This window comes from Acinetobacter sp. YH12201, assembly GCF_013418145.1.
Lineage (GTDB): Bacteria > Pseudomonadota > Gammaproteobacteria > Pseudomonadales > Moraxellaceae > Acinetobacter.
In genome coordinates this window covers 1-10,459 of record NZ_VPCP01000041.1, presented here as the reverse complement: position 1 = coordinate 10,459, position 10,459 = coordinate 1, and the positions used below count along the sequence as shown (strand labels likewise).

11 protein-coding genes are annotated in these 10,459 nt (G+C 35.2%); 6 read left to right on the top strand and 5 right to left on the bottom strand.

Annotation, left to right across the window (positions count from 1 at the left end; translation table 11 throughout):
* Positions 1-142: 142 nt before the first annotated feature.
* A complete protein-coding gene (locus tag FTU91_RS09450; protein ID WP_015060210.1) occupies positions 143-523 on the top strand; it encodes a hypothetical protein in 381 nt (126 codons plus the stop codon).
* Positions 524-554: 31 nt separating this feature from the next.
* Here FTU91_RS09450 and FTU91_RS09445 read toward each other — a convergent pair whose 3' ends face one another.
* Complete coding sequence (locus tag FTU91_RS09445; RefSeq protein ID WP_039090891.1) at positions 555-986, bottom strand: hypothetical protein; 432 nt, start codon at positions 984-986, stop codon at positions 555-557.
* 17 nt (positions 987-1,003) lie between these two features.
* Positions 1,004-1,270, bottom strand: coding sequence for a mobilization protein (locus FTU91_RS09440; RefSeq protein WP_088749624.1), 267 nt, complete (start codon positions 1,268-1,270; stop codon positions 1,004-1,006).
* 217 nt (positions 1,271-1,487) lie between these two features.
* Between FTU91_RS09440 and mobQ the strand changes: the two genes are divergently transcribed.
* The 5 genes from mobQ (at position 1,488) to FTU91_RS09415 (ending at position 8,070) form a co-directional block, all read left to right on the top strand.
* Entirely contained in the window at positions 1,488-3,140 is a 1,653-nt protein-coding gene (mobQ, locus tag FTU91_RS09435) for a MobQ family relaxase (protein ID WP_044432603.1), read from the top strand.
* A gap of 682 nt (positions 3,141-3,822) precedes the next feature.
* On the top strand, positions 3,823-4,773 hold the full coding sequence (locus tag FTU91_RS09430) for a replication initiation protein (protein WP_001031297.1): 951 nt from the start codon (positions 3,823-3,825) through the stop codon (positions 4,771-4,773).
* On the top strand, positions 4,770-5,057 hold the full coding sequence (locus FTU91_RS09425) for a hypothetical protein (RefSeq protein ID WP_000857160.1): 288 nt from the start codon (positions 4,770-4,772) through the stop codon (positions 5,055-5,057). The genes FTU91_RS09430 and FTU91_RS09425 overlap by 4 nt, the downstream gene beginning before the upstream one ends.
* Positions 5,058-5,654: 597 nt before the next feature.
* Positions 5,655-7,130, top strand: a complete 1,476-nt coding sequence (gene msr(E) / locus FTU91_RS09420; RefSeq protein ID WP_000052512.1) for an ABC-F type ribosomal protection protein Msr(E) — start codon at positions 5,655-5,657, stop codon at positions 7,128-7,130.
* A 55-nt stretch (positions 7,131-7,185) separates the two neighbouring features.
* A complete protein-coding gene (locus FTU91_RS09415; RefSeq protein ID WP_000155092.1) occupies positions 7,186-8,070 on the top strand; it encodes an Mph(E) family macrolide 2'-phosphotransferase in 885 nt (294 codons plus the stop codon).
* Positions 8,071-8,259: 189 nt separating this feature from the next.
* Here FTU91_RS09415 and FTU91_RS09410 read toward each other — a convergent pair whose 3' ends face one another.
* From FTU91_RS09410 to FTU91_RS09400, 3 genes are all read right to left on the bottom strand, one after another.
* Positions 8,260-8,871: a recombinase family protein gene (locus tag FTU91_RS09410; RefSeq protein ID WP_015060246.1), complete on the bottom strand. Its 612-nt coding sequence runs from the start codon at positions 8,869-8,871 to the stop codon at positions 8,260-8,262.
* 208 nt (positions 8,872-9,079) lie between these two features.
* Entirely contained in the window at positions 9,080-9,412 is a 333-nt protein-coding gene (locus FTU91_RS09405; RefSeq protein WP_180009702.1) for a hypothetical protein, read from the bottom strand.
* A 33-nt stretch (positions 9,413-9,445) separates the two neighbouring features.
* Positions 9,446-10,141, bottom strand: coding sequence for an EcsC family protein (locus FTU91_RS09400; protein ID WP_180009703.1), 696 nt, complete (start codon positions 10,139-10,141; stop codon positions 9,446-9,448).
* Between the last annotated feature and the right edge of the window lie 318 nt (positions 10,142-10,459).

Below are 10,459 nucleotides of genomic sequence, written 5' to 3'. Positions count from 1 at the left end.
TAAGTCTAATGATAGATATTGTATGCGATTTGGCTCGCTATCATTCAGGTATAGTCTTTTGATAAAAAAAGCATGACTAAAAGCCATGCCTTGGGAATTCGTATAACGTGTATTATGTTAATTTTAGGAAATCTTAATCGAAGTGAAATATATAGCTCAAATCATAGAATGTAATGAGAATCTCGAATTCATTCTAAAAATTAAGGTTCGTAATGAAATTCTAGAGGTATTTAGTTCTTCAATACCCTCATGTATTGATCTCAAAAAAAATTACCTTATAGATTTAGAAGCTACTATTTTTGATGATTACCTTATTGAGAAAACACATTATTCCCATCAAATTAAGCAAATAGATAATAGTCTAAGATATGAAATTATTGGATATTTAAAAGAAGGGAAGCTAGATGTTAATGGCTTAATTTTTGAAGATGATATTTTAAATAGAGATTTTTTTTACTTAGATAACAATACAGTAAAATGGACTGTCGATAGAATTAATGCTGACTTTGATGACAGAGATTGAATCCATTTAACATAAAATTTCTTATGCGAAATTACATACCAACTTTAACCACATTGTGGACAGGTTGGATTTTAGAGATAAGAAAAACTTCTAGGGCATTTGCTAAATAAGCCGTATCACGCTCAAAGCCTATTGTAATGATGGATCCAGCATCTTTCAGTCTTGGATCTATCGCAATATATTCAGTTTTATCTTCATTCCATCGGCAATATTTCATTACCCTGGCGCTTAAGCCATTACCACGATAACGGCCAGCACCTCTAGAAGTCCCAACACCGATATAAGTCACTAAATCCCCTTTGACAAACGCATATACACCTTGTTTATCGTAATTAGGAATTTTTCCAAAATTAAAATGTACTGGTGACCATTCAGGAGGCTTTCCTAATAGGTCTACATTCCAGTGATGTTCGAAGAATAATTCTGTATTACGTATTAACTTATTAAGTGTTGGATCTTCCACTACTTATCCCTCAAAATTTATAAATTAAAAAGCTTTCGGTCACGCTCATCTGTTAAATACTTATCCATCTGAGCAATTAATTTAGCTCTGGCTTGTTCATCATCTTCAGTGATCTTTAGCATACAGGATCCAATTAAAATTTTGCGTCTGGTATCATCCTTTCGAGCTTGTTCTTTCTCTTTAGCACGTTCTCTTGCCAGTGCTGCCTGTCTTTGAGCCTTTAACTGCTTTAGCTTTTCTTCCTGTGCTTTGATTTTGCTGTCTAGTGTTTCAGTAACGCTCATTAATCCAATACCATCATCCTGGGAAACCATCCCTAACATAAGCGCACTTGAATATGCATTCAAGGTGCTATATGTATAGTAATGTTTTCCTCGAAGAGCGCACTTAGCCATTGGATTTCATCCAATGGTGCGACAAGGGGTAAATCCCCTTTGTAATCCCCAGACCAACATATTCATGTTGGTAATTTCGATAAATCGAAATAAAGAGCAAAACAAAATGGCGATATATCATTTTTCAGTTAAAACGATTAGTAGAGGTAATGGACGATCAGCCGTTGCTTGTGCTGCATATCGTTCAGGTGAAAAATTGGTATGCAATTTCTATGGAAAAGAACAAGACTACACAAAAAAAACTGGTGTCGAATTTACAGAAATCTATGCGCCCGAAAATACAAATACCGAGTTACTCAATCGTCAGACACTTTGGAACAAAGTCGAAAAAGCCGAACGAAGAAAAGATGCATTACTTGCAAGAGAATTTGAAATTGCATTTCCAGGTGAATTAAACGCTGAACAGCGTAAAAATATGCTCAATGAACTTTGCCAAAACCTCGTTAAAAAATATGGTGTCATCGTTGACGCTGCTATTCATGCACCGCATACAGACAGTGGAAGTGATGAACGCAACTACCATGCACACATCATGTTCACCACCCGAAGTATTAATGAGCATGGTGACTTTTCAGCAAAAAAATATAGGGACTTCAGTCGTGACAATGGCACAGAAACTGTAAGCCACTGGAGAGAATCATTTGCAGAATTATGCAATCACCACCTGAAACAAAATGGATTTGATGAACGTGTCGATCACAGAAGTTATGAAGACCAGGAAAGTGACCTAGAAGCAACTCAGCACGAAGGTCCTCAAGCGACATACCTCCGGAGACGAGGAATATTTACAGAAATTAGTCTGAAAAATGATGAAATTAAGCTACGTAATTTAAAAATCAAAAAGGTCATCGCACTGGATGAAAACATCAAAGTATCTGAGGATCTTGTTCAAAAAGTACGAAGTGAGCTTCAGTTTCAATACTCTCAAGCTGAGTATTTAGAAAAAACTTCTCAGAAACTTTCTGAATTCCAAAATGAAGAATTATCAAAATTAACAACAAAATTAAACACGATGAGTTCTGCAATATCAGAACTACGCAAAAAAGAGCCTTTATTTTTTAAAACAAAATGGATCAATCAAATAAATGACCTGATCGACCAACACAACACCCAACTAGACATCCAAAAGCATATTTCTGGTCTTAGTGAAATAGAAAAAAAAGAGAGATATTCTGATCATTTAAATAAATGGACAGAAGAAAATCAGCTGCTCCAGCCTAAAAAGTCTTTTGCAAAATTTGACGAACCGAACATCACTGTTAAACAACGAAAACTTAATGATCAAATTTCAAATATAGATCATCAAATTTCTGAAATATCACGCAGAGAAACTGAGTATCAAGAGTATGTACGCGATCAAAGACTGGAGATCATAAATAGTTATATATTTGAAGAAGATAACTATGGAAATAAATACTTTAGTCCTCAAAATGGTGAAAAACAAAAGCGACTATATGCAGAAGAAATGGAAGATCTAAAAATCCAAGAATTGCATACGGCTTTTACAAAAAAAATTGAGACCGAAGCGCAGCAAGAGTTTTCCCAAAAAAGAGCAATACAGCTCGAAAACGACCGAAAAGATCGTGAATCTAGAGAACAGCAGTTACGTAAAGAACGAGAGCAACAAGAACAACGCTATGCACAAGAACGAGAGCAACAAGAACATTTGGCATTTTTAAGACGCCAAGAACAAGAAAAACAGCAGAGAAATGAGCCTAAAAAGCCAGAAAATGACAATAACCATGACTACACGCCTTAGCAATCCCATTTAAACGCAAAAAAACGGGGGTTTTAGCGACTTTTGATAGAAATACAGTAAAAATATAGTTGATAAAAATAAAATCGCTTAAAACGCAAATGAGAGCCTTTTAGCGAGTGTCTACGAGTGACACAACGAAAGGTTGCTTATTCCCCCTCTGAAAAACCGTTTTTTATTGAATTACTGGGGACAGTGATTAGCGAGTGTCTACGAGCGAAGTATTGATGCTTTTGCTCGTCAAAAAGCATGAGCATAGCGAATGCATTATTCATGTTTTGCTTTTTGAATCCTTGATCATATATGCAAAAAACTGCCCCCACGAAGCGAGTGAAACGAGCTTCAATAGAGTACGAGCTTTAGCGAGTACAAAGGGCAGTTTTAATAACTCACTTTGGAAATAAATTCCCTTTTATTCTTTTAAAAAGCTTTTAAAAGCTTTTAGACCCTCTGAAAACCTTATGCAGCAATAGTTTCAAGCGTTAAAAGGGTACAAATAGCATGATAAAGGGTACAAATAGCATGATTTTATCGTTTAAAAGGGTACAAATAGCATGATTAAAGGGTACAAATAGCATGATAAAGGGTACAAATAAATTATTGTACCCTTATGTTTATTGGTGTACATTGTTTTCTCATAAGGGTACAAAAATCATGTTCATTTTTTATAAGGTTTGATATCTGAATGAATAAAGAAAATAGTTATGATAAATCTTATCCAGTAACAACAATGGCTATTCAAAACAAAGTTACTGAATGCTTTAAAAGCATGTCTGTAGATGAAAAAAGAATTTTAATTATGGCTTCTCCGATTGCTAGAAATGTCGATGCAAGTGAACAAGATCAAATCTTAATATCTGCTCAACAATTTGCTGATGACTGTGGTATCAAAGTCAATTCTGCTTATAAACAAATTGAAAATGCGTCAAAAAAACTAGTAGATCGGTCCTTTTCATACGTTAATGATAGGGGGAAAAAGGTCTACTCTAACTGGGTAATTGATGCTACTTATGAAGATGCAGGGATATCTTTAAGGTTTACATCTATTGTTTTGGTGATGTTGAAAATTTTAGATAAATACAATCCATACACTCGTTATAAAAAAGATGTAGTTCTAAAATTAAAAAAAGACTACTCAATAGACTTTTACCATTTAGCGAAAAAAAATCAGGCAAAAAATGGCTTTGAATTAACGCTAGATGAAATGTTTACAGAGTTTGGTTTACCAGAATCTTATAGAGATTTGAGGAACTTAAAACGAAGAGTTTTGAAGAGCTCATTAGATGAAATTAATGAATTTACCGATGTAACAGTTGACTATAGTCCAGTTAAAAAAGGACGTTCTGTTGTCGGCTTTAAGTTCACTGTGAAAGAAAAATCTAAGCCAAAATTAATAGCTCCTGAGCGAGATCCAAAAACAATAGATATGTTCTGCAACCTGTCTGATGCTCAAATTAACAAGTACAGTGCTATTTTATCTAAACTTTCTGAGCTATCAGACCTAAGTAACTTCCAGGACTATCCTAGTTTTGCCCTTTGGATTAGTGGCATCTTACGAGATCCGAAAAGTGTAAGAGAGGAAACAGCAAAGCGGATTTTTAAAGCTCTTCATAGCAAGACGGATTTTAAACCATGAAAACTAGAGCTGAATTAGATGCAATGAGCCATCAAGAACTCAAAGACTATGAGCAAATTTTACTTGCTCTGTGGACACCAAGAATGGCTATTGAAAGTGACATTGAAAGGTTAAGCACTAATCGCAACGAATTATTAGAAATTTTTAATCAATTAAAAAATCCTGATGCTCCTGAAAATGAGCGTTTAAAAAATTCTATTTTATCGCTCAAATATAAGATTGAAGATTTAGAAGATAAATTGGATGATCTTATTCAAGATAATCGCTTAAATCGTGCAGATTGAATTATTCAGTTTATTTAATTAAAACCGTGAAACATTGATCAAATAGTAAGCGTGGAACGTGAAAAATCATAAAAAAAGCCCACCTTGGGGAAGATGAGCTATCAACTAGAAACTACAGCATTGATTTATATAGATAATTATAACGCATTTCGTATAAGGTGTATTATGTTAATTTTAGAAAATCTTCACTACTATTATTTTAAAATAAGCCTTATATCCAAGCATAAAACAAGGTTGTCTAGACTTCTTTTAACAGTAAAGTTATCATAAAACTGAATTTTATTTTTTAGGTAAGTTTATGCATTCTATCCGCATTCGTTAAGACACAACTATTTGCATAGTGACACTATTTTATAATGGTGGGCTTTTGTTGTGTCTTTAAGAATATATGCGGATATATAAAGTAAAAGTATGCTTAATTTATAAGTATGCTTTTAGTGCATAGTTTCCAGTTATAACTTAATTGACTAGCTATTTGTCCACCCTGTGGATGAATAGCTTTTTTTTTGGGAGGACACTGTGATGCTAGCTTTTGTTTTCACCTAAATCCTGTTTGCTGCATAAAAAATTTCAAGAGCTAAACAGGAGTAAATAAAAATGAGTTTAATTATTAAAGCGAGAAACATACGCTTGGATTATGCTGGGCGTGATGTTTTGGATATTGATGAATTGGAAATTCACTCTTATGACCGTATTGGTCTTGTGGGTGATAACGGAGCAGGAAAGAGTAGTTTACTCAAAGTACTTAATGGCGAAATTGTTTTAGCCGAAGCGACATTACAGCGTTTTGGTGATTTTGCACATATCAGCCAACTGGGCGGAATCGAAATAGAAACGGTCGAAGACCGGGCAATGTTATCTCGCCTTGGTGTTTCCAATGTACAAAACGACACAATGAGTGGCGGAGAGGAAACTCGTGCAAAAATTGCTGCCGCATTTTCCCAACAAGTACATGGCATTCTAGCGGATGAACCAACCAGCCACCTTGATCTCAATGGAATAGATCTACTTATTGGTCAACTTAAAGCATTTGATGGAGCATTACTTGTTATCAGTCATGACCGATATTTTCTTGATATGGTTGTAGACAAGATATGGGAGTTAAAAGACGGTAAAATTACGGAATATTGGGGTGGTTACTCGGATTACTTGCGTCAAAAAGAAGAAGAGCGACAACACCAAGCCGTAGAATATGAGCTGATGATGAAGGAACGGGAGCGATTAGAATCTGCTGTGCAAGAAAAACGCCAGCAAGCTAATCGATTAGACAATAAGAAAAAAGGAGAAAAATCCAAAAACTCTACCGAAAGTGCTGGACGACTTGGGCATGCAAAAATGACTGGCACCAAGCAAAGAAAACTGTATCAGGCAGCTAAGAGTATGGAAAAGCGTTTGGCTGCATTAGAAGATATTCAAGCACCAGAGCATTTGCGTTCTATTCGTTTTCGTCAAAGTTCAGCCCTAGAACTGCACAATAAGTTCCCGATTACGGCAGATGGTCTGAGCTTAAAATTTGGTAGCCGTACTATCTTTGATGACGCTAACTTTATAATACCGCTTGGCGCTAAAGTCGCTATAACTGGATCGAATGGAACAGGGAAAACGTCCTTGTTAAAAATGATATCAGAACGTGCTGATGGATTAACCATATCTCCAAAAGCTGAAATTGGCTACTTTACACAAACAGGATATAAATTTAACACGCATAAATCTGTGCTCTCCTTTATGCAGGAAGAGTGCGAGTACACAGTTGCGGAAATTCGTGCAGTATTGGCTTCAATGGGGATCGGAGCGAATGATATTCAAAAAAACTTATCCGACTTATCGGGAGGTGAAATCATCAAACTGCTTTTATCCAAAATGCTTTTAGGAAAATATAATATTTTGCTTATGGATGAACCAGGAAACTATCTTGACCTAAAAAGTATTGCCGCATTAGAAACAATGATGAAGTCCTATGCAGGAACTATTATCTTCGTATCTCATGACAAGCAATTGGTCGATAATATTGCTGACATTATCTACGAGATCAAAGACCACAAAATCATCAAGACTTTTGAGAGAGATTGTTAATGATAGCCAATCTAATCCGAACATTAATTATTGAACTCTTTAAAGGAAATTAAAAATGACAATTCAAGATATTCAATCACTTGCTGAAGCACACGGCTTGTTGCTTACGGACAAAATGAATTTCAATGAAATGGGCATTGATTTTAAGGTCGTTTTTGCTCTTGATACAAAGGGGCAACAATGGTTGCTGCGTATTCCTCGTCGTGATGGCATGAGGGAACAAATCAAGAAAGAAAAACGCATTTTAGAATTGGTAAAAAAACATCTTTCTGTAGAGGTTCCTGATTGGAGAATTTCATCTACAGAATTAGTGGCTTATCCCATACTTAAAGATAATCCTGTTTTAAATTTGGATGCTGAAACCTATGAAATAATTTGGAATATGGACAAAGATAGCCCGAAATACATAACATCTTTGGCAAAAACCTTATTTGAAATCCATAGTATTCCTGAAAAAGAAGTTCGGGAAAATGATTTGAAAATTATGAAACCTTCAGATTTAAGACCTGAAATAGCAAACAATTTGCAGTTAGTAAAATCTGAAATTGGTATAAGTGAGCAATTGGAAACCCGCTACAGAAAATGGTTGGATAATGATGTTCTATGGGCAGATTTCACCCAATTTATACATGGCGATTTATATGCTGGGCATGTACTAGCTTCAAAGGATGGAGCTGTTTCAGGCGTTATTGATTGGTCAACAGCCCATATAGATGACCCAGCGATTGATTTTGCTGGGCATGTAACTTTGTTTGGAGAAGAAAGCCTCAAAACTCTAATCATCGAGTATGAAAAACTAGGGGGTAAAGTTTGGAATAAACTATATGAACAGACTTTAGAAAGAGCAGCGGCCTCTCCTTTGATGTATGGTTTATTTGCCTTAGAAACTCAAAATGAAAGCCTTATCGTTGGAGCAAAAGCTCAGTTGGGAGTTATATAATTTAAAAATATGATTGCTGAGAACTGCCTTGTTTTGAAACTTGGTTGGCTTTAATTAGTTTTTAGTATTCTTTATAGAAAATGCCTCGATCAAGGGGCATTTCTAACAATCATTTAACATAAAATTTCTTATGTGAAGTAACCTGAATGCAGCGGTGCCCCATTGGGGGCGCGTTGAGATAAGCCTCTTTTAGATAACTTTAGCAACTCGATAGACAGTTGCAACTCCACAATTCACTGCTTTGGCAATTTCTTCCTTAGTCATATTGCCAACTACTAGCAATTCTTTTATTCGTTTATGTTTAGCCTCATTTGCCTTCTTGCCTGTTGGTTTGTAACCCGAACGTGCCAGGCCCTGCTTAATACGTTCTATACGTTTCTCATTGTCTAGGCGGGCCATTGTTGCCAGAAGATCAATCAACATATTGTTGATGAGTTCCAAGATTGAATGAGTAATGCTGTCACTGGTTTGAATCATTTGGTAGGTAGTAGGAAGATCTGCTACGACTAAACGAAGTCCCTTCTCCTGGATCCTGCGCTTCAGCTCTTGAAAATCTCGTTGGGTTAGGCGTGATAAGCGGTCAATACTTTCAACTAACAATGTGTCACCTTGATTTGCTTCTGACAGTAGCTTATTCAATTCAGGTCGGTCTAACTTCGTACCACTATAGTTTTCCACGTACACAATGGTTTCACCCAAATTCAAGTTTTGGTTTAGATCCTGAAGAATCTGCAAAGCCCTTTCTGCATCTTGATCTTTAGTTGAAGCTCGTAGATAAATACGTGTATTCATTTCTATCATTTAATCTTAATTCTATTAGATTAATGATAATACTATCATTTAATTATTGCATTAAGTCTAATGATAGATATTGTATGCGATTTGGCTCGCTATCATTCAGGTATAGTCTTTTGATAAAAAAAGCATGACTAAAAGCCATGCCTTGGGAATTCGTATAACGTGTATTATGTTAATTTTAGAAGAACTAAAACACCATTGTTGAATAGTCTTAATACCCTCTAAATAATGAATCAATAGCACGCCGCTGTTCTTCAGCATCCTTATGCTCCTCTAAAGCCAACCTCTTTCTCATGTGCTCAAGTGAGCTTTTAGTACTATCATCTACAAAACGTTGTGCGGCAGAACGATTTTTTAATGATAATGCTAAAATAGCTAATGCTCTTGATGTCCCACCTTCATGTTGCCCTATATAATCAATTAACCTTTCTGCTGGAAGGCTTTGAAACTTTCGCCATGCCTCATATTGTTGTTCTTTCATTTTTTCCTGCATAGCTTGACCTGCACCTTTTGCAAGACTAGAAACACTATTCCAAAACCCCATTTTCACTCTCCTAGAACGTATGAACTTATAAAATTAAGAATTTATAGATTCTGTTTGCATTTTTCTAAAAAACTCTTCTTTATATCTTTTCTGAATTTCACTTGATGCATATTTAGCAAATGCAAAATTAATACCCCCACCCAAGATACCACCAACAACAGGAATAAATTTTGCGGCTTGTTTAGTTGTCATTTTGGGTGCTAATTTTGATGCAACGACCATGATCAGTTTAAGAACTGGATTTGATTTTGCTCCAGATTTTCCTGCAATTTGAGCAGCCCTATTCATCATAGCTTGCACACCTGCAACAGCAGCTTTATCAAATCCCAATGAAAATAAATAAATTTCTCTGGCTAGTTCTGCATCATGTGGATTATTAGGATCAAAGCCATTCAAATATGCAACTCTTTGATTCAGCCTATACAATTGCGCTGCCATATTTACAATATCAACGCCACCAATGGTTACCATTGTTGCTACACCACCAACTCCAGAAGCTAGTCCAGTTATTGCACTATTTCTTGCTGCATAGTTACCATATGAGCTAGAAATATCTTCAATTCGTCGATAATTTTTACAAATAATCTCTGTTGTAAAGTCTTCTATTTTCGCAATAGGTAACCCTTTAGACTGTGCATCTTTAACAATATCACTAGGATCTACTGAAATAACTTCAGAAAGTTTATTTAAGAATTTTGTGGGTAATTGAGTAGTACTATCGAAATCCATATTTTTTTAAAGCTTATTAAATTAATTATCAATATAATAAATTAAACATTATATTTTTTATCAAGTTATAAAAAATATTTATCTATAATTTGACACTAAATTTAAAAGGTTTTCTATTCTATTTAACATAATAGAGCTTATACGAAATGCAAAATAAATAGTGTTATATTTCAAAAAGTTATGCTATAAGAAATCGGGGGCGCAAACCCGAAAAGCCGACTTGGAAACAAGTCGGCTTTTTTATGAGCGGTTTTGATAGTTCTTGCCAATAATTTTGTTTAAAAAGTAGTCAATTTTGCGGTTTTTCCAATGTTCTCA